The 25,429-nt window shown below is 38.3% G+C and carries 23 protein-coding genes and 1 riboswitch; of the genes, 16 read left to right on the plus strand and 7 right to left on the minus strand.

Going from position 1 to position 25,429, the window contains the following annotated elements; all coding sequences use genetic code 11:
• Positions 1–20: 20 nt before the first annotated feature.
• The 3 genes from K9H14_03230 to K9H14_03240 all read right to left on the minus strand — a co-directional run bounded on the left by K9H14_03230 (position 21) and on the right by K9H14_03240 (position 2,265).
• Positions 21–863, minus strand: coding sequence for a sugar phosphate isomerase/epimerase (locus K9H14_03230; protein MCG9479204.1), 843 nt, complete (start codon positions 861–863; stop codon positions 21–23).
• A 472-nt stretch (positions 864–1,335) separates the two neighbouring features.
• A complete protein-coding gene (locus K9H14_03235; GenBank protein ID MCG9479205.1) occupies positions 1,336–1,860 on the minus strand; it encodes a PaaI family thioesterase in 525 nt (174 codons plus the stop codon).
• Between the two features lie 87 nt (positions 1,861–1,947).
• Positions 1,948–2,265 (minus strand): hypothetical protein, encoded by a 318-nt coding sequence (locus tag K9H14_03240; GenBank protein ID MCG9479206.1) that lies wholly within the window; start codon positions 2,263–2,265, stop codon positions 1,948–1,950.
• A 311-nt stretch (positions 2,266–2,576) separates the two neighbouring features.
• On the opposite strand from K9H14_03240, the gene K9H14_03245 reads away from it, so the two are divergent.
• The 5 genes from K9H14_03245 to K9H14_03265 all read left to right on the plus strand — a co-directional run bounded on the left by K9H14_03245 (position 2,577) and on the right by K9H14_03265 (position 11,709).
• Positions 2,577–4,286: a DEAD/DEAH box helicase gene (locus tag K9H14_03245; protein MCG9479207.1), complete on the plus strand. Its 1,710-nt coding sequence runs from the start codon at positions 2,577–2,579 to the stop codon at positions 4,284–4,286.
• A gap of 1,339 nt (positions 4,287–5,625) precedes the next feature.
• A complete protein-coding gene (locus tag K9H14_03250) occupies positions 5,626–7,776 on the plus strand; it encodes a hypothetical protein (GenBank protein MCG9479208.1) in 2,151 nt (716 codons plus the stop codon).
• Between the two features lie 185 nt (positions 7,777–7,961).
• Positions 7,962–9,077 carry a sugar ABC transporter substrate-binding protein gene (locus K9H14_03255; protein ID MCG9479209.1) on the plus strand — a complete coding sequence of 372 codons (1,116 nt, stop codon included), beginning with the start codon at positions 7,962–7,964 and terminating at the stop codon, positions 9,075–9,077.
• 59 nt (positions 9,078–9,136) lie between these two features.
• Positions 9,137–10,720, plus strand: a complete 1,584-nt coding sequence (locus tag K9H14_03260) for a sugar ABC transporter ATP-binding protein (GenBank protein MCG9479210.1) — start codon at positions 9,137–9,139, stop codon at positions 10,718–10,720.
• 2 nt (positions 10,721–10,722) lie between these two features.
• Positions 10,723–11,709: an ABC transporter permease gene (locus K9H14_03265; protein ID MCG9479211.1), complete on the plus strand. Its 987-nt coding sequence runs from the start codon at positions 10,723–10,725 to the stop codon at positions 11,707–11,709.
• Positions 11,710–12,156: 447 nt separating this feature from the next.
• Here K9H14_03265 and K9H14_03270 read toward each other — a convergent pair whose 3' ends face one another.
• The 3 genes from K9H14_03270 to K9H14_03280 form a co-directional block, all read right to left on the minus strand.
• Positions 12,157–12,321 carry a hypothetical protein gene (locus K9H14_03270; GenBank protein MCG9479212.1) on the minus strand — a complete coding sequence of 55 codons (165 nt, stop codon included), beginning with the start codon at positions 12,319–12,321 and terminating at the stop codon, positions 12,157–12,159.
• Positions 12,322–12,605: 284 nt separating this feature from the next.
• The gene (fdhD, locus tag K9H14_03275; protein ID MCG9479213.1) at positions 12,606–13,418 is read right to left on the minus strand and encodes a formate dehydrogenase accessory sulfurtransferase FdhD; all 813 of its coding nucleotides are present in this window, start codon (positions 13,416–13,418) and stop codon (positions 12,606–12,608) included.
• Between the two features lie 352 nt (positions 13,419–13,770).
• Positions 13,771–13,917 (minus strand): hypothetical protein, encoded by a 147-nt coding sequence (locus K9H14_03280; protein ID MCG9479214.1) that lies wholly within the window; start codon positions 13,915–13,917, stop codon positions 13,771–13,773.
• A 210-nt stretch (positions 13,918–14,127) separates the two neighbouring features.
• Between K9H14_03280 and K9H14_03285 the strand changes: the two genes are divergently transcribed.
• The 10 genes from K9H14_03285 (at position 14,128) to K9H14_03330 (ending at position 23,200) form a co-directional block, all read left to right on the plus strand.
• On the plus strand, positions 14,128–15,336 hold the full coding sequence (locus K9H14_03285; GenBank protein MCG9479215.1) for a molybdopterin molybdotransferase MoeA: 1,209 nt from the start codon (positions 14,128–14,130) through the stop codon (positions 15,334–15,336).
• A gap of 49 nt (positions 15,337–15,385) precedes the next feature.
• Positions 15,386–15,508: riboswitch (molybdenum cofactor riboswitch) on the plus strand.
• 155 nt (positions 15,509–15,663) lie between these two features.
• Positions 15,664–16,491: a substrate-binding domain-containing protein gene (locus K9H14_03290; GenBank protein ID MCG9479216.1), complete on the plus strand. Its 828-nt coding sequence runs from the start codon at positions 15,664–15,666 to the stop codon at positions 16,489–16,491.
• Between the two features lie 8 nt (positions 16,492–16,499).
• Positions 16,500–17,219, plus strand: coding sequence for an ABC transporter permease (locus K9H14_03295; protein ID MCG9479217.1), 720 nt, complete (start codon positions 16,500–16,502; stop codon positions 17,217–17,219).
• Entirely contained in the window at positions 17,195–18,292 is a 1,098-nt protein-coding gene (locus K9H14_03300; protein ID MCG9479218.1) for an ABC transporter ATP-binding protein, read from the plus strand. Before K9H14_03295 ends, K9H14_03300 begins: the two co-directional genes overlap by 25 nt.
• Position 18,293: 1 nt before the next feature.
• Positions 18,294–19,328 (plus strand): GTP 3',8-cyclase MoaA, encoded by a 1,035-nt coding sequence (moaA, locus tag K9H14_03305; GenBank protein ID MCG9479219.1) that lies wholly within the window; start codon positions 18,294–18,296, stop codon positions 19,326–19,328.
• Positions 19,329–19,347: 19 nt separating this feature from the next.
• Positions 19,348–19,830: a cyclic pyranopterin monophosphate synthase MoaC gene (moaC, locus tag K9H14_03310; protein ID MCG9479220.1), complete on the plus strand. Its 483-nt coding sequence runs from the start codon at positions 19,348–19,350 to the stop codon at positions 19,828–19,830.
• A 16-nt stretch (positions 19,831–19,846) separates the two neighbouring features.
• Positions 19,847–20,296: an MOSC domain-containing protein gene (locus tag K9H14_03315; GenBank protein ID MCG9479221.1), complete on the plus strand. Its 450-nt coding sequence runs from the start codon at positions 19,847–19,849 to the stop codon at positions 20,294–20,296.
• On the plus strand, positions 20,293–20,799 hold the full coding sequence (locus K9H14_03320) for a MogA/MoaB family molybdenum cofactor biosynthesis protein (GenBank protein MCG9479222.1): 507 nt from the start codon (positions 20,293–20,295) through the stop codon (positions 20,797–20,799). The genes K9H14_03315 and K9H14_03320 overlap by 4 nt, the downstream gene beginning before the upstream one ends.
• Positions 20,800–20,991: 192 nt before the next feature.
• Complete coding sequence (locus tag K9H14_03325) at positions 20,992–22,317, plus strand: radical SAM protein (GenBank protein MCG9479223.1); 1,326 nt, start codon at positions 20,992–20,994, stop codon at positions 22,315–22,317.
• A gap of 1 nt (position 22,318) precedes the next feature.
• On the plus strand, positions 22,319–23,200 hold the full coding sequence (locus tag K9H14_03330) for a radical SAM protein (GenBank protein ID MCG9479224.1): 882 nt from the start codon (positions 22,319–22,321) through the stop codon (positions 23,198–23,200).
• A 288-nt stretch (positions 23,201–23,488) separates the two neighbouring features.
• Here the strand turns inward: K9H14_03330 and K9H14_03335 are convergent, their stop codons facing one another.
• A complete protein-coding gene (locus tag K9H14_03335; protein ID MCG9479225.1) occupies positions 23,489–23,710 on the minus strand; it encodes a hypothetical protein in 222 nt (73 codons plus the stop codon).
• A 506-nt stretch (positions 23,711–24,216) separates the two neighbouring features.
• On the opposite strand from K9H14_03335, the gene K9H14_03340 reads away from it, so the two are divergent.
• The gene (locus K9H14_03340; GenBank protein MCG9479226.1) at positions 24,217–25,173 is read left to right on the plus strand and encodes a diacylglycerol kinase family lipid kinase; all 957 of its coding nucleotides are present in this window, start codon (positions 24,217–24,219) and stop codon (positions 25,171–25,173) included.
• Positions 25,174–25,429 lie beyond the last annotated feature (256 nt).

Genomic DNA, 25,429 nt, shown 5'->3' on the forward strand with positions numbered 1-25,429 from the left:
TATACAGTGGATATTTTAGGCTATTTAATGCCAAGGATAGTGTTCAGAGATAATTTTGCATTGATTATGGACTGATAGGGGAAGGTCTTGTAATTTGGTAAAAATTCCACTACCGCCCAATCGTCATAACCAATATCATGTACAGCACTCATTACTGCCTTGAAGTCCACGTCACCCTCTAAGAGGTCCACAAACATACCCAGTCCGCACTGATCATATCTGCAGTCACAAAAGTGCAGCTTCTTTATATGTTTTTTACCCAGGATGCGGATCCACTGGTCGGGATATCCGATATATATTATGTTTCCTATGTCAAAGTAGGCACCAACGTATGGAGAATTTATTTCATCTAAAAACCGTTTGAATTCAATTGGCGAAAGTAAAAATTTATTCCATACATTCTCAGCGCCTATAGCCACTTCAGCAGCTTCCGCATATGGTGCCAGTTCACTTAATGCTTCCCGTGCTCTTTCATAGGCGGTATCATACCGGACAATACCCGGTGCAAAGGGCGTACCCACGTATCCGGGAACAACCAGTATGGTGTCTGCACCGCAAATCTGCGCCACATCTATCTGCTTTTTAATTATATCCCTGGCATGGCTGGCAATAGATGAATCATCTGAAACCAGATTATATTCCCATAGATTCCATGCCCCTACCGAGCTGACTTCAAGGCCAAGGTCGGTAGCATATTTTTTTAACTCTTCTACCTCTTTATCAGTGGTCTTCATATTTATATTGCCGTCTTTTTCGGTAACCACGAATTCCACACCATCATAACCTGCTTTTTTGGATTCCTCCATTGCTTCCCTATAATCAACGTCCTGGTCGAAAGTGAAAAAACTGACAGATGTTTTCATTTTAATCATCCCTTATCTATATTTAATTTAATGGCCAAAAGCTTGCAAACAAAGTGTCCAGAAATTATGATATCCAAAATTCAGTCTTTAATCACTACTTGCAGTCTATGCTTTTCTAACCGGGTTCAGGCTGCCAAGGATAACTGCAGCAACTACTACCAAACAAGATATCATAGTCTGATAGTAAGAGTTAATAGACAAAATATTCATAACATTATTTTTTATTTCTCTTTCCTACTTTTTTATGATAGACATAACAGGGTTTACCTGATTATAAAAATTTAGCTTTGGCTAAAAAGTGCTCCAGGTCTGTATTAAATTCTTTGCATAATATAATTTTGGCGATTGCTAATACCTACTTTGACATTAACAGCTTTTCATAATTTTTATAATTATCCCAAAATTTTGCATTAAATTAAATAGCAACTTTATTCACTTACTATAATTATGTAAAGCATTTAACACAGATATGTTAGGGGACATCTATCCTGGCTGGATCCTGCCCGGTTTTAACCACTTTCCAGTCATCGGAATCCATAGTAAAATCTGAAGCTATATCTTTTATGGGCATCTTATAGTATTTGCCCCGGGCAGTGGCAGCAATAGTTCCATCATCAAGCACTATTTCTCCACTACCTTCAAAGAATCGGCGGTTTTCTTTGGTGAGCCTGGTAACTGTCTTTAGTGGTTTATCCAGGGGTATGGGTTTTTTGAACCGGATATTAAAATCTACTGTTACTCCCCAGAGCTGGTCGTCCCTGTTCATATTTATATTGCGTCCAATAGCCTCATCCAGGATGGCGGCTGCTATGCCTCCATGCAGGCGGCCGGGGTAGCCCTGATGAGCCTGGCCTGGTGTAAAGACAGCTATAAGTTCCTGCTTGTCTGTTTCATAAAAGGATGCTTTCAGCCCCAGGTTATTGGTCAGCCCGCAAACGAAGCACATTTTTGAGTTTTCCTGTTTTGCAGTTACCTTATATGTCTTTTTATTTTTCATTACTATTACCTTGGCTGCAGTTTATTTTATCCTGGATTATAATGGTTGGAGACTTGGAAATCCAGACCAAGGTGCATATTGATCTATTTATTTCTTTTTATCCTTGCTGATTTTTACTCCAAGTATTTCTTCCAGTTCTTCCAGTTTTTGTTCATCCTTCAGAATGAAGGGACACTTGTCTTTCTGGGCTACCGAAGGATCCTGGGCTACAGTTTTTGCATATTCTTCACAGCCAGCATAGCCGCAGGCGCCACAATCTCTTTTGGGCATTATCTGCAGCAGCCTTTCAATCTTTGGGGATTTCCCCTTTTCCTTGGGGAGGACTATACTTACCAGTATTATAAGGATAGCCAGAAACAGGGCTATGGTTACCGATACCAGTATGACTATTAGGATGTTTGACATTTTATATATTCCTTTGGTTTATTTTTTTAAATATTATCTTATTTTTGTTCCGGGGACAAATGAATGGCAGTTGGGGGGTTTTATAGATTGGAAGGCTATGATTACTTATAGAATATGGTAATAATATTTGACCTATCTATTACCGGCGTTACCTGCTATAATTAGCGGTTGATGCAGGGATATATGTTCTAATTGATATGAATTTAAGTATCTCTGGTAGTTTTACAGGTAGTGGACAGGAAATTAGTATCTTCTTTTATCATCACCTTAAACCATCATATTAGTAATTAATATTTGTATTGGATATAAAAATGAATCAATTTGAAGAATTTGGAATAAAAAAAGAATTAATTAAGGCCATTTCGGAACTGGGCTTTGAAACACCTACTCCCATACAGGAGCAGTCAATCCCGGTCCTAAAAGACGGCAGCCGTAATTTTATAGGTTTGGCCCAGACCGGAACCGGGAAAACCGCTGCCTTCGGCCTGCCCCTTATCAGTCTGGTAGATACCGGCTCAAAAGCGGTACAGGGCCTCATACTGGCTCCTACCAGGGAATTATGTGTTCAGATTACCAGGGACCTGGAGGATTACTGCAAGTACCTCAGGGATGTAAGGGTAGTTGCAGTTTATGGGGGATCCAGCATAAGAAAACAGATAAGCAGCATAAAGAAGGGCGCTCACATTGTAGTAGCCACCCCGGGTCGGCTTTCGGACCTTATAAGGAGAAAGAAGATCGATCTTTCTACGGTCAAGTATGCAGTGCTTGATGAGGCTGATGAAATGCTTAATATGGGTTTCCGTGAAGATATTGATGCCATACTTGAATTTACCCCTGAAGATAAGAGGACCTGGTTGTTTGCGGCTACCATGTCTGATGGTATACATTCAATAACTAAAAGGTATTTGACTGATCCCAGCGAGGTTACCATTGGAGCCAAGAATTCTGCAGCAGAAAATAGTGAACATATTTATTATGTGGTACACGAAGTGGACCGGTACAAGGCATTAAAGAGAATTGTGGATGCTAACCCCGATATTTTTGCCATAGTATTTTGCAGGACCAAGATAGAGACCAGAGAAATTGCTGAAAGACTGGTTAGAGATGGCTATAATGCTGATTCTCTGCATGGGGATTTAAGCCAGGCTTTCCGGGACAAGGTAATGAAGCATTACCGAGAAAAATCACTGCAGCTGCTGGTGGCTACCGATGTGGCGGCCAGGGGTATAGATGTAAGTGATGTAAGCCATGTAATAAATTACAGATTGCCGGATGAGAATGAAGTATATACCCACAGGAGCGGCAGGACTGCCAGGGCGGGAAAATCAGGCATAACCGTATCCATTGCCAATACCAGAGATATGAATAAGATCAGGCAGATTGAAAGACAGATAAAGAAAAAGATTGTGTATACCAAAGTCCCCAGCGGGGTAGAGGTGTGCGAGGCCCAGCTTCTGGGTTTGATGAAAAAAATACAGGAAGTAGATGTGGACAGGGAAGAGATTTCCAAATACCTTCCTGCCATATATGCTGAGCTTGAACATCTGGATAAGGAAGAGCTTATAAAGCGGATGGTTTCCATGGAGTTTAACCGGTTTATAGAGTACTACCGGGAGGAAGATGACCTGAATATAGATTTCTTGAGCAAGGACCATAAGAGAGCAAGAAATATGAATAAAAAGGGTAGAAGCATGTTTATAAATCTGGGCACCATGGATGGTTTTAATAAGGCCAAGATGCATAGCTACCTTAAAGGTATGACCGGATTGGCTGCAGATAAGTTTGAGAGGATAAATGTTAAAGGGGCTTATTCTTTTGTGGATATAAAAGAGCCTTTTATGGATGAGGTTGTTGATTTGCTGGAAGATGAGGTCTATAAGGGCAGGAAGATAAGGGTTGATGGTTCGGGTGGCGGCAAGAAAGCTAAAGGGCCCAGGTCTTTTTCCAAGAGGAAGAAACATACATCCAGGAAGAATAAGGGCAGTAGGAAGTATTCTAAAAAGGTTCTGGTTACATCCTAACCGGTTTTAAAGGATGGTAATAATTTTTAGTGATTGCCAGGGGTAGTAACTTATTCAGGGTAAAACATATTTTGAGGTATAGGTCATAGCTCTACCGGTTTTGCTACATTCCTAATTTATTATTTATTTTTTGAATAAGGCTATGGGAGCACTTAATTTCAGGATGTTGGAACAGTTACGGTAAGCCTGTAAGGGTTATAGTACCAGAGGAGAGTACCAAAAAAAGGGTACATAGCCAAGACGGAAAAGGATGGCAGGAAGTATAAGAGCCAGCGAACTGGATGTGGGCAACCAATTTGGATACTGGAGCCAGTATAAGTGATCTTAGAAATACCGTTAAGCTATGCTGCTGCCGGTGACATATTGAAAATAGATGTTTTAAAGAAATCTCAAATATGTGGAACGTAGATACATATACAAGCAGGCTTTTATATTCTTATGCGTCTGTTTGCTCCTATCCCCATTTACATACAGCAACTACCGCTTATTAGTATTTAAGAGATCACTCCGGCCAAACTAATTTAATATTATCAGATTTTAGATGTTTTAGGCACTCCATAACCTAGAAATTGCTACAATTCTTGCCCTATTTACAATAATTTAGAAAGTGCTAAATTGTACAGTTGTTAAAAACCCCCATTTTTAGCAGCTTAAAGGGTAAAATTAAAGGAAGATGATAAATCTGTGAATTTCTTTTATCTTAGTTGCTTTTCAGGTAAAATTAAGACAGAATGATTAATAGTTGCAGAATAGGCTAAAAACTTGATAAACAAAAATTGGAAAAATCAAATTACATTTCCAATGTTTGAAAAAACGAGATAATAAAAGTAACCAGGTCTGGCAAAAAAGTATTGTAATTGAAATGGTCAGGGATGATTTAAATAAAATTAATCCCCAGATTGTATGTAATACTATTTTCAAAAATAATTAAGCTTGAGACAGAGAATAAATAATGTTTTAGAAAATCTATATGATCTTGATACATAAATCATGAAATAATAGTAACAGGGGGAGATATCCTGGAATTATCGGAGTTGGAAACATTATTTATAAAAAATATTCGTAAAACAATAAAAAGCGTTGTCTCCTTCAGTCATCAATGAATCAAAACAGCATCGCTTGCGGTAGATACAGGGATCTTAGGCTGTACGGTTTTTGCAGAGAAAGAGCAAAATATTAGGTAATTTATATCCATTTAAGGTAAAATAATAAAAGCAATGATCAGGGCGGGAGGTGATTTGGTATAGTTAATATTAAATCAAAAGGGAGGTGGTCTTAGCAAGAATAGAGGAGATGAGAGGAAAAGATCGAAATGGCATAATCAGTTAGTGGAGGATTTATGAAAATAGAAAGTAAATATCCAAATCTTTTTAAACCATTGAGAATTGGCAGTGTAGTAGCAAAAAACAGGATCAATTTTGAACCCACTGCGATAAGCTGTTCCAATGCCGATGGTTCTGTGAGTGATTTAGATATAGCTGTATACTCGGAGATAGCCAAAGGTGGATACAGCATGATAAATATGGGAGGATGTACTCCTGATTCCAAGACAGGCAGAGTTACTGTTACAGGCCTAATAGTAGATGACGATAATATGATACCTGGCTTGACTAGATTAGCAAAAGCTATTCACAAATATGGTGCATTAGCAATACCGCAAATACAGCATCCTGGAAGACAATGCCCCATGCCTAAAGACAGCATAATGGCTACCAACGATATGGTGGTAAAACTTCCTTGGTCTGCAGGTCATGAAATCGTTTTTGCTAACGCAGAGGAAAAGGGTAAAGAGATAAGGGCCATGTCAACAAGGGAAGTCCTTGATCAAATAGAATTATGGTCATTGGCAGCATGGAGATGCCAGTCAGCAGGTATGGATGCAGTATGTCTGCACGCAGCTCACGGTTACCTTATGTCATCTTTTATGAGTCCATATCTTAACCGGCGTATCGATCGTTTTGGTGGTAGTTTTGAGAATCGTATGCGTTTCCCTCTGGCAGTAATCCAGGAAATCCACAACAAATGCGGAAAAGATTTTCCGGTCATAGTAAGATTTTCAGCAAATGAATGGGTTCCAGGTGGAATAGATGTTGAGGAAAGCATAAAAATATCAGTTGCTCTTGAGCAAGGCGGCGCTGCAGCATTGGACTTAAGCCAGTGCATACAAGAAACTCCTGGTGCTGGTTTTGATCCGATGCAATATAAAGAAGGCTGGACTATTTATTCTTCAGAGGCAGTAAAGCCCCATGTAAACATACCTGTAATAATAAGCCATCAGTTAAGGAGCCCTGAATTCTGCGAAAAAGTAATTGCTGAAGGAAAGGCTGATATGATAGGTATGTGTCGACAGGCTTTGGCAGATCCTTATTGGCCAACCAAAGTCAAATTTGGTAAAGAGAAGAAAATCCGTAAATGTATATCCTGCCTGGTCGGCTGCTGGCAGGAAGCCTTGATGAATATGAAGGAGATACAATGTGCGGTCAATCCGGTTTGTGGAAACATGGATTTCTATAAAATGGATAAGGAAAAAGTTAAAAATCCCTTAAATATTGCCATAGTAGGCGGTGGCCCAGCAGGGATGGAAGCTTCACGATGGGCTATTATGCGTGGACATAAACCCACTATATTTGAGAAAAATGCTGAACTGGGTGGTGCTATACTGGGCTGTTGTTTAGTGCCGGGTAAAGACAAGATGAAATGGTACGCTGACTGGATAAGGAATGAAATAGCCGATCTCGGTGTTGATGTTAAAATGGAACATGTGCCTACTGCAGAAGAACTCAAAAAATTTGATGTAGTACTTAATGCAACCGGTGCAGTTAGCTATATTCCTGAGGTCAATGGTAAAAAAGACAGAGTGGTGCCTATGGAAGAAGCATTTGCATGTCCCAAGTCAACATGTGAATTCTATCCAAAAGGTAGTAAACGTAAGAACCGTAAACTAGGAGAAAAAGTGATAGTTTGGGGCGACCATTACGGTGCTGCTGATCTAGTAGCTTTTTTGGGAGCAGCAGGAAAAGATATAACGGTCGTAACTGACAGAAGAGAGTTTGGTTCAAGTGTGGAAGTAATTCATATGTATGTCTTGAGAAAACGAATGAATCAAGGCGATGCAGAAGCACTTCATTCAAAACCATTCAAATACCCGGTCAAAGTGATGGAGAGCTCTACCGTACATTATATTGGTGAAAAAGAAGTACAGATTATTGACGGATCCTTAAACAAGACTACCCTGGAAGTGGATGATATAGTTACATGCAATACTAGAACCAATGATGAAATGGCAAAAGTATTTAAAAAGGTAGAAGCAGCAGGAGTTCCAGTAGTAACCGTAGGAGATGCCAAGAAACCAAGGAATCTATATTCTGCAGTTAAAGAAGGAGCATCTTTTATACTTTATCTGGATCCTGATAATGCAGTCACCAATGCTAATGGTGCATTATTAGATGATTTACCTCTGGATGCAAAAAGACATCTTGGTTTTGAGTGATAAGACTAAAATCTGAATTTATGCTGGGATTTTTTCAAATACACACGCATAAATAATAGATTTTAATAAAATTGTTAGTTAAAATAGGTTTGTTGCAAATTACTAACAAACTAAATAAACTAATAATGAAATATAGTAGAGATACTATATGAAGAAAGTTAAGTTTTTATTAAGAAGGAGGAAAGATGAGAAAAGTATTAATGTTAATAATGATTTCGGTGATTTCAGTTTCACTGATTCTTCTAGGGTTAAGTGGTTGCCAGCAAGAGCCAGCTGCCACGGAACCAGCTGAGGAAGCAGCAGCCGAAGAACCTGCCGAAGAAGCAGCAGCCGAAGAACCAGCTGAAGAAGTTGCTGAGGAACCAGCCGAAGAGACGGATCTTTTATTCGGTAATGTTTCACCAGCACTTTCAGATGAATGGAACGGGTACAGTATTGAGAACTTCAAATACGCAGCTGACCTTAAAGGTGTGGAAGTACAGGTTACAGATGCTGGTTGGGACAATGCAAAACAGCTAAATGACTTTCAGGACCTGATCAACAAAGGGGCAGATGCCATATCTGTATATGTATGGACTCCTGAAAGTGCAGAGGGGTTTGCAGCTATAGCTGAAGAAGAAGGAATGCCTATTTACTTTGAAAATACCAAGCTTAGCTCAGATCTGATAGACTATGAGTTCCAGGGCGACTATATGTTCAATGTAGCCTGTGAATATGATGCTATCGGCTATGAAGCTATTAAATGGCTAGACGAAAACTATCCAGGAGCAAAAATATTCTATGCAAGAGGGGCCCCTGGGATGGGAATCGTCGAAGCTTATGAAGCAGGCGTAGAAAGAGCTATTGCTGAATCTACCAGTGGAACCACTATATCTGTAAGAAGGGATTCACAATGGGACACTCAGACTGCACAGCCTGAGGCAGCAGACGTTATAGCATCGGGTGAAGAGTTTGATGCTGTCTTTGCCAATAATGAACCAGTCGCTCAGGGCGTCTACAATGCTTTGAAAGATGCTGGGCTTGAAGGCACTGTTCCTATTATAGCCACTGGCGGTGGACCAACCGGAATCAAATTATTTGATGCAGGTGTTATCGATGCAACTGTAGCTGCACCAGTTTCTTTACAAGGGCTCTGGTTATTCAAAGCTATGTGGCTTTACACCACTGAGGGTATAGAACCGCCAGAGAAATTTATACCCCTTCCCAATATGGTAATCACACCAGATAACCTTGATGAAAACATTCCTTGGGAACCATCAATGGAACTGATAGATTATATAGGCGGGCTGGATTCCTGGTAATCCTTTCTTAGTCTGTAAGCCATGTTAGTTAATGGCAGCTAAATAGGTTTTACGGCCTTGTGTTTAAACATGAGGCCGTAAAACAAAAGGTCAGAACTGCAATTAAAAATTTTTTATATGGAGCGAATGTGGAAAACAATTCATTAGAAAAAGAAAAAGTACTGGAAGTAAAGAGTCTTTCCAAAGAATTTCCTGGTGTAAAAGCTCTAACAAATTTTAATTTTGATCTCTATCTAGGGGAAGTCCACGCTCTTATTGGAGAGAATGGTGCTGGCAAATCGACATTTATAAAGTTACTTTCCGGTGTATTTCACCCTAACAATGGAATTATAACTATTAATGGCCAGAATCATAAGTATTTAACCCCCCATTTAGCGAGAATGCGTGGGATTCAGACTGTGTATCAGGAAGATATCCTGGTACCAGGTATAACTGCTGCAGAAAACATTTTTTTAGGTTTGGAACTGACCAACAGTAAAAAATTCTTTTTAAATTACAGGACTTTGATTGATGAGGCAAATCAGTTAGCAGAGCAATTTGGTATAAAAATAAAAATCAATGAAATATATGAAAAGATGAGTCCACCTGACCAGCAATTTGTAAAGATTCTTAAAGCGCTGGCCCAAAAACCAAAAGTTTTGATCCTTGATGAACCTACCCAAGCTTTCACTAAAGATGATGTAGGCCTGGTAAGAGATATGGTCAAGAAAATAAAGAAAGAAAGAGTAGGGGTTATTTATATAGCTCATGACCTGGATGAAATAATCGAGGTTGCTGATAGGGTTACAGTACTTCGCGATGGAATATCCAGAGGCACAACTGATAAAAGCCAAAAAAGCTTGAACACAGATGATCTTTGCAACGCTATGATAGGCCGCTCCGTAGACCTTTTTTATAAGAAAAAGGACAGTCCTGTAGGTGATTATATCTTTGAGGTTAAAAACCTAAAAATAAAGGAGTCTTCCAAACCTATAAACTTCAAAGTCAGAAAAGGGGAAATATTAGGTATTGCTGGCCTAAAAGGCGCAGGCCGTTCAGAGATCGCTAGAGCAATTTTTGGGGCATACAGGAAACATGGGGGTAAGGTTTTCTATAATGGTAAAGATATTACTCCTGACAATCCTGTACAGGCGGTCAAAGCAGGAATTGCACTACTTACTGAAAACAAAAAAAGCGATGGTCTTTTTATGGGTCTTCCCGTTGCTTATAACATCACAGCTGCCGGGCTTGATAAAATAGGAAAAATATTCTTAAATTTGAACAGGGAAAGACAAATATGTGATGAATATGTAGATAAATTAAATATAAAAACCCCCTCTCTAAAAAAGGAAGTGATGTATTTAAGTGGTGGTAACCAACAAAAAGTAGTTATTGCTAAATGGCTTTTTAAAGGGGTAAATACTTTAATAGTAGATGAACCTACCCATGGCATAGACGTAAATGCAAAAACTGAAGTCTATGAATTATTCACTGAACTTGCTGCAAGTGGTAAGTCTATTATTATGATTTCTTCAGAAATGCCGGAGCTTATATCACTAAGTGACAGGGTAATCATAATCAAGGATTATGAGATATCAAAAGTGCTCGAGAAAGATGAGATAAGCGAAGAAAATATTTTATCAGGTTTTATGGAAGGAAATTAAAAGTGTCAAAATCTAAGATTAGTGAAAAAGGAAATGGGCAATCTTCTATTGCTAGAATTTTTGCTCTTTTAAACAATCAAGTTGTCTATTTAATCCTGGTGATAATATTAATCGGAATAATTGCAACTGCAATTAATCCAAACTTTTTTACCTTGAGGAACTTATTAAATATAATGCAGCAGGTAGCTACACTGGGTATACTTACAATGGTGCTATCCTTGCTGATGATATCCGGCGGGCTGGATATTTCCCATGGTAACTTGGCTGGACTTCTAGCAATAATATTTGCTAGATTCATACTAGCAGGAAACAGCATTGCCTTAGGCGTGATCATAGTCCTTGCTATAGGTACTTTTTTTGGTTTTGTTAATGGATTTATAATTGCTAAAAGCAAAGTTACCCCCCTTATTATTACATTAGGTATGTCTTATGTCTTTCTAGGAATGGCTTTAATAATAGGCGGCGGAAGACCAAAAGCTATTACAGGCCAGTTTGAATTTCTAGGTCAGCAAAGAATAGGGGGAATAGTCCCGGTATCAATCCTGTTTTTTTTAGGGATTTTTGCTTTCTCATACCTATTAAGAAAATATACAAAATATGGTAGGAGATTAAATGCCATTGGGGGAAATCCAATGGCCGCATACCTATCAGGTATTAATGTTAATATTCATGTAATATCGATATACACGCTTGGGGGTCTTATAGTGGGGTTTACTGCCCTAGTTCTTATATCCAGGCTAAGCATGATTCAAGCAGATGTGGGCTCAAGTTACTCACTACAAGCACTTGCTGCAGCTATAATAGGCGGAATTACCTTCGAAGGTGGCAGGGGAAGCCTGGTAGGAGCATTTTTTGGTGTCCTACTGCTCGGTATACTAAATAATGCATTAAATATAATAGGTATATCTTCTTTTGTGCAGACTATTGTCTTAGGTGCAATAATAGTAATTGCAACAGTAGTTAGCAATATTGGAAGTATTAGGCAATAAAACATATATCTTAATTTATTATGGTTGATTACCAATATTAATTTTAATGCTGCGAAGTAAGCAAATATGAAAGTTTTAACAATTGAAGTCCACCATGATAATATTGAGTTATTGTGTTGGGGGACTATTGTGAAGTTTGCACAGCAGGGACATTAAGTATATATTTACCATTCCTGTAATGGTAACAAGACAAGCAACCTGTGCGGACCAGAAGAAATTGCAAAAATAGAAAGAGAAGAAGCCATTGTTCAGGCAGGGATTATTGGAGTAAAATTAATAACTATGGGAGTACTTAACGGAGAACTTGTTGCAGACCTTGAGACAAGGATAAAAACAATCGCCGCCTTAAAGCAGTTAGAGGCTGATCTATAATAGCTCAAAGTCCAGCTGATTACCATTCAATCCATCTTAGTATAAGAAAGCTTGTATTATAAGCTGTCTATCTTGCTAATCTGAGTCTGATGAATACAGATTACCTTCCATTTCCAAAGCTGCCTTAGCCTTCTTTATCTTGGCAACCCTCTTGTTTTTTATCTTTAAGTCCTCCGGTATGCTGTAGCCGGTGTCGTTGTTACCATAGCCAAGTGTCAGGCTAATGGAATCAGAGGTCAAGTAGAAAGGAAGGGATTATATGGATTAGATAATTACAAGATCAGGCGGCCTTCTGATCAAAAAAATTCTCCACCGGTGCCTGGGAAAAATTTTGCAAAAGTGAGGAATTTTAATTTGCAAAAAACATCCTATAATAATTGTTTTAAATTATTATAGTATTTTTGGGTAATTATAGCTATGTGTTTTTGAGTTTATGCACTAATTATTCTATTCTCGGACATGCTCCTAGTGGTACATAGTTGGTGAAAAAAACTGGCTAAAAGTGGCATATAGAAGATGAAAAATCACATTATCCTTTCCGGACAACTGTATATATTAAACCTGTTTCCCCTTGCATAGCCTATTATAGTAAGGCCCAGTCTTTGGGCCATCATGGCTGCGCTATGAGTTACAGAAGAATTGGTGACCACTACTGGGACCAGGATTCTTCCCGCCTTAAGCACAAGGTCGATAGAAACCCTTCCGGAAGTAAATATCATCTTGTCTGAAAGATCCATATCATTTATCAGCGTATGTCCTATTATCTTATCAAGGCAGTTATGTCTCCCTATATCTTCCCTTACCAGCAGAAGCATTCCTCTTATATCAAAGAGTGAAGCGGAGTGCAGCCCTCCCAGGGCTTTCTTATGCTTCTGGGCGGAAAGGTTCTTCCTGTTAAGTCCCAGAATCGTATCCGATGATACCGTTATCTTCGACTTTATGAGAGAGGGTAATGATGCTGTGTCCTTTCCGTCTATGCTCCCGCAGCCTGATGATATATATCCCGGCTCTATTTTTCCCCTCATTACTACATCAGCCCTTATCTTCGCTGAGATATTTTCCATACCCGGCTCATCGGGGCTTCTGTTTCCGTTTTCTATATCTTCACCGCACATCTCTATGATATTTATGCTCTTATAGGCGTCCACATAGCCATGTGAAAACACATAGCCGATCGCCAGCTCGATTAGATCCTCCGGCGAACATGAGATGACACATATTTTATGGCCGTTTAAATAAAGGTGGAGCAATGCTTCCTGCGGGATTAGGTCCGCTTTTTTCTCCCTTTTGCCTCCAGATCTTATTTTTTCTATCTTAATACTATTTCCTAGTTCCAAAAGACTATCTTCCAACTCCCGTCTTCTTCTTTTACCAGTGAGACTTCTATATCCTTACATATCTTCTCTTCGCCATCATAACTGTCGGTTGGAGTGAACCCCAAAAACTGGAGAGCTGCCTATCTTAAATCACGAAAAGATCACAAGATTTGCTTTTAATAAATATATATTCAAATTCCTCGGATAGCAAGTAGCCAACCCAAGAATGTAGACTTTTCCTGTTATTATAATTACCCCCAAAAACTGGATGAAAAATGAGGTAAGATATAAATATAGTAAGGGGGTAATTATAAGACGCTTTCTGCATATAAAGTCAAATACTATCCAGCTCCTCTTTAAGGCCAGAAAAACATCATGACCGTATATTCTTTTTCCTTTTATCAACCACAAACCTTATCCTCTTTCCTCCTGCGCTAATATACCCTATAACTTTTTGCTTTTTAGTTGCTTTGTTGTATCTGGCTCTTAGTTGCTTGGTTATTGCCTTTTTATGCCTCATATTTAACATCCTTATCCCCTATATTTGAGAAGAATCTTTTTTTCAAATATAGAGACTTATTAAAATAATTTCGTTTAGATTTTTATATGAGGCAACGATACGGTTTCATTTAGATTTTTAATAAAGTTATCCGCCTCCTTTACAGGACTGTATTATAATAATATTATTAATAACTGGTATTTCATTATGAGGATAAGGACATATTGCTAAATGATCTCAGTCGAAGAAGCTAAAAGACTTGTACTTGATTCCAGATTTGAATGTAAAATAATAAAAACACCTATTCTGGACAGCCTGGGAAAGGTACTTGCCGAGGATATAGCTGCTTCTGAAGACATACCCATCTATGACAATTCAGCAATGGACGGTTATGCTGTAATAGCAAATGATGTAAAGGGCGCCGATAAAAGTTATCCCATAACGCTCATGATCGCCGGAGGGAGCATTCCTGCTGGGAAAGTCCCAAATACCGAAATAGAGCCAGGTTCTTGTATTCCCATTATGACCGGAGCGGTTATGCCAAAAGGGTCAGATTCAGTGGTGATGAAAGAGGATGTGCAGAGAGACGGTAAAAGCATACTGGTTTTCAGGGAAGTAAAACCCGGGGATAATGTAAGATACAGGGGCGAAGACATTAAAAAATCTGATATAGTCCTCAAAAATTCTGAGGTGATAAGTCCAGCTGTAATAGGGGTCCTGGCTTCACTGGGTATAAGAACTGTGAAAACATTCCAGCCTCCCAGAATCGGTGTCATTGCTACTGGGGATGAGCTCCTTGAGATTGATAAGAAGCTTAAGAAGGGGATGGTGAGGGACAGTAACAGCTATTCCCTTTCTGCCCAGATAATGGAGACAGGGGCAGAATATAACAGGTATGGTATCATACGTGATGATGAAGAAGTCCTTAAAAAGAGTATCAAAAAGGCACTAAAGGAAAATGATATCCTTCTTTTAAGCGGAGGTATATCTGTCGGTGATTATGACTTTGTAAAAGATACCCTGGAAGATATTGGTGCAGACCTTATCTTCTGGCGTGTAAACCAGAAACCTGGAAAACCCCTGGCCTTTTTTAAATACAAAGACAGGTTTATTTTCGGGCTTCCCGGAAATCCAGTTTCAGTTATGGTTTGTTTTGAGATATATGTAAGGCCACTGATAAGGAAGATGATGGGATTTGAAAAACTTTTCAGAGCAAAGGTCATAGCAGAAGCGCTTCATGAGTTCAGAAATAAAAAGGGAAGGGCTAATTTCGCCAGGGTGATACTGGAAAAAAAAGATGGAAAATATTTTTTCAGTTCCACCGGAATGCAGGGATCAGGGATCCTGACTTCCATGGTAAAGGCAAATGGCATCGCATTTTTTCCTTCTGATATTGGGGATGTAAAAAAAGGAAACATTGCAGAGGTATATGTGTTTTAGAGTTTGTAGCATTTGAAATATTCTATTTAAATAGTATAATCTTACAAAATTAAATATTTGTCTCCGACTCAAATATCCTAAAATCCCTTAAGGGACCATGGATTTTGAGCGACAGGGTTGTCCGGGAAACGGGTCAGCCTCCCTTTTGGAAAGGAGACTTGAAGGTTTGAATATATTTATATATAGACCGGCAAGAGCTCCTTGCCGGTCTTTTAATTGGCAGTGGCACATTAAGCTTGACCTTGAAAAGTGTTTTTTATTAAAACCTAAAAATGGAAATGGATCCTACAGGAAAAGATGAAAGATTATTTTAATTTAAAGAGATCAATGGTTATATTTACCAGTGTCATACTTCTCATATCAAGTATATTCCTGGGAATATCCTGCAAAGCTGAAACAAAGGATGCAGAGATCATATTGGCAACTACTACCAGTACATATGACAGCGGCCTGCTCGACGTTCTGCTCCCGGTATTTGAGGAAGAATATGGCTATGAAATAAAGCCCATTGCCGTGGGTACAGGCGAGGCTATAGCCATGGGTGAAAGGGGAGAAGCAGATGTAATATTGGTCCACAGCAGGGCTTCGGAAGATAAGTTTATTGAAGATGGTTATGGCACTGAAAGGTTTGATGTCATGCACAATGATTTTGTAGTGATAGGGCCCGAAGAAGATCCTGCCGGTATAATAGGGCTCGGTGCTTCTGAAGCCTATATAAGAATAGCTGAAACAGGATCACCATTTGTTTCCCGGGGAGATAATTCAGGTACTAACAAAAAAGAGCTTATCATATGGGAAAATGCCGGAGTGACACCTGAAGGCGACTGGTATCTTGAGACCGGGCAGGGAATGGGTGCTACGCTGAGGATAGCAGATGAAAAGAGCGCTTATACCATGAGCGACAGAGGGACTTTCCTTTCCCAGGAAGAAAACTTGATCCTTATAGTACTGGTACAGGACGACGGGATATTGTTCAACCCCTACGGCATAATCCCGGTAGATCCCGAAACGCACCCCGGCCTGGGTATAAACTATGAGGGCGCTATGGAGCTGGTCGAGTTTATAACCGGAGCAGAAGGACAGGACATCATAAGGAAGTTCGGTATGGAAAAATTCGGACAGCCTCTTTTCTACCCTGATGTAATAAAAAAGTAAGGTGTTAGATGGATATAATCTGGGAAGGAATAAAACAGGCATTTATCCTCATATTTACCGGGAACAGGGAGGTCTATGACATACTCTTCCTTACCATAAAAGTCTCAGGGAGCGCTGTTTTTCTCTCTATGTTACTGGGGCTACCAGTAGGTATACTGGTCGGACTTAATACTTTTGCTGGAAAAAGATTCCTGGTGGCTGTAATAAATACAGGAATGGGCCTTCCCCCGGTAGCGGCCGGATTATTTGTCACTCTTCTTATTTGGAGAAGCGGTGTATTTGGTTTTCTGGAGTTGATGTATACACCTTCTGCTATGGTGATCGCCCAGGTACTAATCGCTTCTCCTATAATAGCAGGAATAACACTTGCGGCAGTACAGCAGATAAATCCCAGACTTAGGCAGCAGGCCCTATCCCTTGGAGCGAATAGGCTGCAGGTGCTATGGGTTTTGATAAAGGAGGCAAAACTGCCTGCACTCGCTGCCGTGATGGCTGGCTTCGGCGGGGTCATATCTGAAGTAGGAGCAGTTATCATGGTCGGGGGAAATATAAAAGGTGAGACCAGGGTGCTCACAACAGCAACTATCCAGATGGTAAGGATGGGTGAATTCGCTGTAGCCATTGCACTGGTGGTGATCCTTCTTGTACTTACTTTTATAGTCAACCTTATTCTTACACTTATTCAGCAAAAAGAAGGTAGTATATGGATAAAAAGATCCTTGAGATAAAGGAACTTAAAAAACAATATAACGGGGGTTTCAAGCTGGATATAGACAGCTTGTTTCTTGAACATAACAAGATCCTCGCACTTATAGGGCCCAATGGATCGGGAAAGTCGACAATTATAAGGCTGATCGACCTACTGGAAAAGCCTGATGCAGGTACAATAAACTTTGATGGTGAAGATATATTAAGGTCCGGTTCTAATAAGGCTTCCATAAGGAAAAAGATGGCAGTTGTCTTTCAGGAACCGCTTCTTTTTAATACCTCTGTCTATAATAATATAATAATGGGGCTTGAGTTTAGGAAAATAGACATAAAAAGTGTCAGAAACAGGCTGGATTTTTTCATAAAGAGACTGAAAATAGATAATATACTAAAAAGGGGGGTAAAAGACCTTTCAGGGGGAGAAAAACAAAGGGTTTCCCTGGCAAGAGCTCTTGTGTTAGACCCGGGACTTCTGTTGCTGGATGAGCCCCTGGCCAATATCGACCAGCAGTCTAGGGAGGACTTAAGGGAAGACCTTTTTGAGCTGTTGAAGAAATATGGAAAATCCATAATCTATGTGACTCATGACAGGAATGAAGCTATGGTCCTTGCAGACTACCTTGCGGTGGTAAACGAGGGAAGGGTAGAGCAGTTTGATATCAAGGAAGAGGTTTTCAGGAGACCTGCCAATGAGTTTATAGCAAAATTTGTGGGTGTCGAGACCCTGGTAGAGGGAGTGGTCGAGGTCAGCAGGGAGAATTTGGCTGAAATAGGAGTACAGTTCAATGGGAAAAAACAGATATTATATGTAGTAGGTAAAGCAAGAAAGGGTTCCCATGTGACCATAGCCATAAGGCCTGAGGATGTCATACTTTACAGTACGGATATCCCGTTTCAGAAGTCTTCTGCCATGAATATTCTAAAGGGAAAGGTGAACTCCATCAAGGATATCGGTATGTTTAAAAAAATAGAGATAGAATGCGGTTTTATGCTTACTTCCTTTGTGACCCAGAACTCTATAGAGAGGCTTGGGCTAAAAAAAGGCGTAAAAATAACTGCAGGAATAAAGGCAAGCTCTATCCATTTATTCTGATATGGAAAAGATATTAAAAGACAGTTATGACAGGAAAATAGACTACCTCAGATTGTCAGTGACTGACAGGTGCAACCTGCGCTGCACTTACTGCATGCCTGAAAAGGGAATAAGGCTTGCCGGCAGGGAAGAGGTCCTGACATATGAGGAGCTACTGAAGGTGGTAGATATCCTGGCACAGCTGGGCATAAGAAAGTTACGAATCACTGGAGGGGAACCGCTTTTAAGGGACAATATACTGGGCCTCATATCAGGGATTTCACGGATTGAGGGAATAGAGAAGATATCCATTACCACTAACGGGATTCTTTTGAGTAAATATCTGGAAGGTCTCAGACAGGCCGGCATAAGCGGGATCAATATAAGCATGGACAGCCTCGATCCGGTAAAATACAGTAAGATAACCAGAGGCGGACAGCTGTATAAAGTGATTACTGCCCTGGAAAGAGCCCTTGATATGGGATTTGAGAGCATAAAGATAAATTCAGTTCTGGGTAGTTTTTTGGGAACCGGTGATATAAGGGACTTTATAAAATGGTCTATAGAAAAGAAAATAGACATAAGGTTTATAGAGATGATGCCGGTTGCCCTGCTTGAAGAGGTAGAATGCACTTCTAAAAATATTCTAAAGACCAGGACTCACGAAAGTATTCCTGCAGATACCATATTTGATGTGATGAAGGAGTTTGGGGAGATAGAAAGCCTGAAAGACAAGAAAGGTTATGGTCCTGCAGTTTATTTCAAAATAAAGGGGGCAAAAGGGGCTATAGGTCTTATCCGTAATCAGGAAGAATCATGTTTTTACTGTAACAGGATCAGGATAACACCTCTCGGGCTATTGAAACTGTGTCTGTTTTCCGATAACGGTCTGGACCTTACGAGGAGCATCAGGCACGGAGTATCAGAAAAAAACATAAAAGATGATATTATAATGTTTGTTAATAAAAAACCAAAAAGCAGGAACAGCAATAATACTGGCTGCAGTCCAGAAGATAAAAAAAAGATACCGGACCTTATGAACAGAATAGGCGGATAGAAAAAACGGGGTAAGGCTTATGAAAAAAGATAGTGATTTCACACATATTGACAGTAGTGGAAAAGCCAGGATGGTGGATATCTCAGGGAAAAAAGACAGCACAAGGACGGCTGAAGCAATAGGTACCATAAAACTGGATAAGGATATCATCAAAAAGATAAGGGATAATGATATCGGGAAAGGTGATGTACTGGCCGTGGCAAAGATAGCTGGTATAAGTGCCGCTAAGAAAACCTGGGAACTTATTCCCCTCTGTCATCAGATAAGGTTAAAAAGGATAGATATTGATTTTAATATTCTTGATGGTGAAGAGAGTATAGAGGTTAAGACAAGGGTAAGCGCATATGACAGTACAGGTGTGGAGATGGAGGCCATCACGGCAGCCAGTGTCAGCCTTATAACCATTTACGATATGTGTAAAGCCCTTTCTAAAGACATGCAGATAGGACCGGTCTGCCTACTGAGTAAGACCGGGGGGAAGTCTGGCTATATAAAGAAATGATTATCCGGAGGAAAAGATCGAAGGAAGAATAGAGTCAATCAATATAAGCAGTAAGAAGGGCGGAAAGAAGAGCCCTGTAAATGTTGCTGTGGTAAATAAGTCAGGAATAGAGGGAGACGGGCACAGCGGTGACTGGCACCGGCAGGTCAGCCTTCTTGCAGTGGAGAGCATCCAGAAGGTAAAGGATGCCGGAATAAAAGTGAACCCGGGTGATTTTGCAGAGAATCTTACCATCTCAGGAATAGACCTGACCAGACTTCAAATAGGTGAAAAGCTGGAGATTCAGGGATCTGGAGAAGAGACCATCCTGGAAGTCACCCAGATAGGAAAAGAATGTCCCAGGCCATGCAGCATATATTACCAGATGGGTTCCTGCATTATGCCCAAAGAGGGAATATTCTGCCGGGTGATAGAACCCGGAAATATAAAAGTAGGAGATAAGATAAAAAGTTGGGAGTCAGGATGAAGAAAGAACTTAAGATAGCTGTTATTACAGTGAGCGATAAGGGATACCGCGGTGAGAGGGAAGACAGGAGTGGTAAATATATCCAGGAATATTTTTTGGAAAAGGGCTGGAATATAGCAGATTATGCTATTGTCCCGGATGAACTGGATATGATAAAGGAAAAGCTTATTGAAATATGCGATACGGGTGAAGCAAACCTGATACTCACCACAGGAGGGACAGGTTTTTCACAAAGGGATTTGACACCCGAGGCTACCGAAAAAGTAATAGAAAGAAAGGTGCCCGGTTTCAGTGAAATAATAAGGATAGAGGGACAGAAGAAGACTCCCAGGGCTATCCTTTCCCGCGGCATAAGCGGGATCAGAAAGAAGACTCTGATAATAAATCTTCCGGGAAGTATAAAGGGTGTCAAGGACAGCCTGGAGCTCATTTACAGACCCCTGCCTCATGGACTGGATATACTTGCAGGTAGGGATGCTGAGTGTGGTCAAGATGATAGCTGATTAACTAGTAGATAACTTGGCAACTACTATAATTAATAAAGTCAGCTTTTCTACCTTTGATAATAATTATTATTTATAGAACAGTAGTATAATGTAATAAATATAAATAACCTATTATTTTTTAACTTAAATTTTGAATGGAAACTTCTTATTATATTAAAGGACAAATGCTATATCAGTAGAAGGTTAAAAATGGTACAAGATAGAAGGCCAACAACTCCTTCAAAAGAAGATTTTATAAGAACAATTTTAAAGAGATTATTAATAAGGGAAAAGGAGCTTGTACTTGAATCCAGAATTCCTTCATTTGGAGAATTAAGTACGGAGTTTGAGGACATTAAAGAATTCGGCCTTTATTTGCATATACCTTTTTGTGAACAAATATGCTCTTATTGCCCTTATAATAAAGAGATTTATAAACCTGATTTAGCGAAAGCATATACTTGTGCAGTTAAAAGAGAAATTGACTTCTATTCTTCTTTGATTGGTAATAAGCCAGTTACCTCCTTTTATATTGGTGGAGGAACTCCAACAACAATGCTATACAGCGGTATTAAAGAAATATTGGAGCATATTTTTTTTAATTTTAACATCCAATGTAAGACACATATGGAAAGCCATCCCAATCACTTAACATCAAAAAATCTCAATACTATTATTAATATGGGTGTTAAGTATCTGAGTATGGGTTTGGAGGCTATGCAAGATAAGCATCTAAAGATGCTGGGCAGACCATATACAGCAGAAAAAGCAAAGTCTGCAATCAAGCGTGCTGTTAATATGGGCTTTGAATGTGTTAATGTGGACATCATGTTTGCATTGCCAAACCAAACTTATAAAGAAATAGAGCAGTCAGGCCATGATTTGGTTGATACGGGTGTTGACCAGGTTGCAGCTTATCCAATCTTTAGATTTCCATATACTAAAATGGGTGCAACTTCTGAGGAGGTCAATTACAATTTATCTACTGTAATTAAAAGACGAAAAATGCTAGGTATTCTTGAGAATATTTTTTATGCTGCTGGCTTTGAAAGAACATCTGTCTGGGCATTTACAAAAAAAGAAGTTCCAAAATACTGTTCTGTGGCAGTACCTCTTTATATTGGTCTAGGAGCAAGTGGCGGAACATATCTTAAGAATATTTTTTATCTAAATACTTTCAATGTTTCTGAGTATATTAAAGCAATTAAGAATAAAACATTGCCAATTGCCCTATCATTAAATCTTTCAGAAAAAATGCAGATGGCATGGTGGTTTTACTGGAGAATCTATGAAACTAGATTTAAAAGAAGCGATTTTATGGAAAGGTTTGGAAAGGAATTTGATGAGATCTATGGAAAATATATAAAAATATTATCTTTTTTTAGGTTCTTAAATGATAACAAAGATCAAATAGTTCTTACAGATAGAGGTTCGTATTGGCTACATGCAATTGAGGATCTATTTTCAATAAGTTATATAAGTAAGTTGTGGGGAACTTCAAAGCAGGACCCCTGGCCAAAAAGGGTTGAACTGTAACATGTTGAAAAATATGATCTATGGAATCAAATACATAGCCGGTAATAAAATCTTAAAAAAACGCACCCCTCTTATTGCCGGGTTAGCTATAACAAACAAGTGTAATTTACGATGCTTGCACTGCAGAGTAACTGAACGTAAGACTGATGATATGCGATTTGAAGAAATAACTTCAACACTTGATACATTTTACAAACAAGGAGGTCGTACTTTATATCTTGAAGGTGGAGAACCATTTGTCTGGCATGACAATTATTATAATGTTGAAGACATTGTTAAATATGCTCATAAAAAAAGATTTCTTGCAGTTATTATTTATACAAATGGAACATTTCCATTAGAAACATCTGCTGATACTATTTTTATTAGCATTGATGGACTTAAAGAAACTCATGATTTAATACGCGGTAAAACATTTGATAAAATAATGAGAAATATTAATGAATCAAAGCACTCTTCTCTTTTTATAAATTTTACAATTAACACTCATAACAAGGAAGAAATAGGAGAATTTTGTGCATATATAAATAACATAGATAAAATACGTGGCATATTTTTTTATTTTCACACACCTTATTATGGATATGATGATTTATATTTAGATGTTACCGAAAGGAATGAAATTTTACTTAGATTATTAGATTTTAAGAAGAAATACAAAATATTAAATTCTCAAGCTGGCATAAAATCAGCAATAAAAAATGATTGGTTGCGGCCTTTGGATATTTGCCGCATTTATGAAAGCAATGATGTCTATGAATGTTGCAGGTTTGCTGGAGATGCCGAATTATGTAAAAACTGCGGATATTTAAGCTATGCAGAAATAAATCAGGCATTGAAATTAAAACCATCAGCTATTTTAAATGCTTTTAAATATTTTTAATATCAATTTTTATTTTTTTCAATATGTCTGGATTGATTTTTTTAAAAAAAGATTTTAAATATTTATTCACTACAACACTAAATACATCTTTTAAGTATATTTAGCTTATAACTCGGCTTAGAGGCTAACATAAAATTAATTATCTGTTCTTGATCCTCTTAATTATACCATCCAATCTTAATGATGGGATGCCGCCACCAATTCTAGAATCTGGTTTTCTACAAAAAAAGGGCAACCAATTCTAACAATATAATAAGGATTCGGTGTGGCTGGTAGCTTTAAAATGTTTTAGATATGAAATTTTTTGTCCTGGTGAGGGGGTTTTTCAAATACTGGCCCGATAACTTTAACTTTAAAAAGTTTTTCTATAGCCTCTTCAATGTCTTTACCCTTTTCAATCTTGTGTTCTTTAATATAATAAAATTCTTCATCACTATAAACTGGATATTTAACTTTCTCCCCTGCAGTATTTTTCGCTTCTAAAAAAAATATAAATTTTTTCCTAGCCATGACTTCCATAAATCTATTTTTTATTTATTCTTATTATAAAACTAAGCTATGAAAAAGAACATAAATAATTAGAAATAGTGATTGTAATGATTCTATTTTTAGGTAAAAGGAGAGAAAAAGCAAATTTAAGAAAATGGTTCAGATTTTTTTCGCATCTGGTAAAGGATTAAATGGTTATAAAGCGATAGAAAATATTAATAATTCTAGAATGGATTTAGAAGAAATAGTGAAATAATATAAAGCAGGAGTCTCCAATAAAAATTACTTTGCATACAACACTGCAACCAGCACAATTAATCAAACCTTACTACAGATATTCTATCCTTCAAATATAAAAGATTTTTCAGCGTCTTCTCTGTTTGTAATCAGTTTAAGGAATATCCAATGCATTTTTAATGATGATAATCTTTGAACTATTAATTGTGAAGAACGTAGTAGTATAATGTAGTAGAATCGAGTGTTTTAAATATTTTTGATATTTTTAAGAATCTTTCACAGGAAATAATATGAAAGCAATTCTAATTATAAATCCAAAGTCCGGGAATACAAAAATAAAAATTTCACCCTTATTGAAATGGACTTTCAAGAAATTGGAAAATACAGCAAAAGAGGTTTCTTCGCCGAAACCAACTATTGCAGAAATTATAGAAGAAGTGAGGAAAAGCTGTAATAAAGAAAATATGAAACTAGATATTGAATTTACAAAGCATCCAAAGCACGCAATAGAACTGGCACAAGGAGCAAGAAAAAAGTATGATATGGTTATTGTGGCCGGCGGAGACGGAACAGTAAACGAAGTCATAAATGGTATCATTGGCTCAAAGATAACACTTGCAGTCATACCTTATGGCAGCACTAATGTTCTTGCTTTAGAGCTGGGGATACCATTTAATGTGAAAGAAGCTTCAGAATTAATCACACACGGCAAGAGAGTAAAGATTGACCTGGGTTATGCAAAAACAAATGAGGAAGCTAGATATTTTACTATGATGGTCGATGTAGGATTTGTCCCAAAGTTAATAGAAGGAGTCAATCTAGAAGTCAAGAAAAGGTTGGGGAACTTTGCATATCTGCTTTCTGGAATTAAACAACTCTTAACATATAAATGGCATAATATCCATGTTGAGCATAAATTTCATTCTGTAGACTATTTCGTAATAGTTTCAAATTCTAAGGACTATGCCGGGGAGTATCAAATAGCACATAAGGCTAGCACAACAGATGGCCTTCTTGACTTGGTTGTTATCAGCAGGAAAAGTTGGTGGAAAATAATAAAATTTATCTTCTTATTGTCAATTGGGAAATCAAATTCATTCTTAAAGGAAGAATATTATAAAATAAAGGAAGCGCATATTTATTCCAAACACAAAATGTTGGTTCAAGCGGATGGGGAATTGATAGGGGCAGCGCCAGTAGATGTCAAAGTTGTTCCAAAAGCATTGACTGTAATGGTTAAGAGATAATTATTATCAGCAAACAAATCTAAATTTATATCTCATTATAGACCAAAATACATCTTCTATACATTTTAGCCTATAACTCAGTTTACAGGCTATTTTTTATCCTATACTCTAGACAACAATAAAGTCCCATTTTCTAAACAACAAACCTTTAGTTAAAACCTTTTTGCACCCATAAATATATTTGATTACTATGTAATATATATTTCTGTAAAACTGGTTATGGGGTAAAATAAAGGATGTAAATACTTGTAAATTG

Source organism: Actinomycetes bacterium, from assembly GCA_022396035.1.
Lineage (GTDB): Bacteria > Actinomycetota > Humimicrobiia > Humimicrobiales > Humimicrobiaceae > Halolacustris.

Excerpts from the sequence above, each read along its gene's own strand:
- K9H14_03230 (MCG9479204.1), bottom strand. The coding sequence starts at position 863 with ATGAAAACATCTGTCAGTTTTTTCACTTTCGACCAGGACGTTGATTAT.
- K9H14_03235 (MCG9479205.1), bottom strand. The coding sequence starts at position 1,860 with ATGAAAAATAAAAAGACATATAAGGTAACTGCAAAACAGGAAAACTCA.
- K9H14_03240 (MCG9479206.1), bottom strand. The coding sequence starts at position 2,265 with ATGTCAAACATCCTAATAGTCATACTGGTATCGGTAACCATAGCCCTG.
- K9H14_03245 (MCG9479207.1), top strand. The coding sequence starts at position 2,577 with ATGAATCAATTTGAAGAATTTGGAATAAAAAAAGAATTAATTAAGGCC.
- K9H14_03250 (MCG9479208.1), top strand. The coding sequence starts at position 5,626 with ATGAAAATAGAAAGTAAATATCCAAATCTTTTTAAACCATTGAGAATT.
- K9H14_03255 (MCG9479209.1), top strand. The coding sequence starts at position 7,962 with ATGAGAAAAGTATTAATGTTAATAATGATTTCGGTGATTTCAGTTTCA.
- K9H14_03280 (MCG9479214.1), bottom strand. The coding sequence starts at position 13,917 with ATGAGGCATAAAAAGGCAATAACCAAGCAACTAAGAGCCAGATACAAC.
- K9H14_03285 (MCG9479215.1), top strand. The coding sequence starts at position 14,128 with ATGATCTCAGTCGAAGAAGCTAAAAGACTTGTACTTGATTCCAGATTT.
- K9H14_03290 (MCG9479216.1), top strand. The coding sequence starts at position 15,664 with ATGGTTATATTTACCAGTGTCATACTTCTCATATCAAGTATATTCCTG.
- K9H14_03295 (MCG9479217.1), top strand. The coding sequence starts at position 16,500 with ATGGATATAATCTGGGAAGGAATAAAACAGGCATTTATCCTCATATTT.
- K9H14_03300 (MCG9479218.1), top strand. The coding sequence starts at position 17,195 with ATGGATAAAAAGATCCTTGAGATAAAGGAACTTAAAAAACAATATAAC.
- moaA (MCG9479219.1), top strand. The coding sequence starts at position 18,294 with ATGGAAAAGATATTAAAAGACAGTTATGACAGGAAAATAGACTACCTC.
- moaC (MCG9479220.1), top strand. The coding sequence starts at position 19,348 with ATGAAAAAAGATAGTGATTTCACACATATTGACAGTAGTGGAAAAGCC.
- K9H14_03320 (MCG9479222.1), top strand. The coding sequence starts at position 20,293 with ATGAAGAAAGAACTTAAGATAGCTGTTATTACAGTGAGCGATAAGGGA.
- K9H14_03325 (MCG9479223.1), top strand. The coding sequence starts at position 20,992 with ATGGTACAAGATAGAAGGCCAACAACTCCTTCAAAAGAAGATTTTATA.
- K9H14_03330 (MCG9479224.1), top strand. The coding sequence starts at position 22,319 with ATGTTGAAAAATATGATCTATGGAATCAAATACATAGCCGGTAATAAA.
- K9H14_03335 (MCG9479225.1), bottom strand. The coding sequence starts at position 23,710 with ATGGCTAGGAAAAAATTTATATTTTTTTTAGAAGCGAAAAATACTGCA.
- K9H14_03340 (MCG9479226.1), top strand. The coding sequence starts at position 24,217 with ATGAAAGCAATTCTAATTATAAATCCAAAGTCCGGGAATACAAAAATA.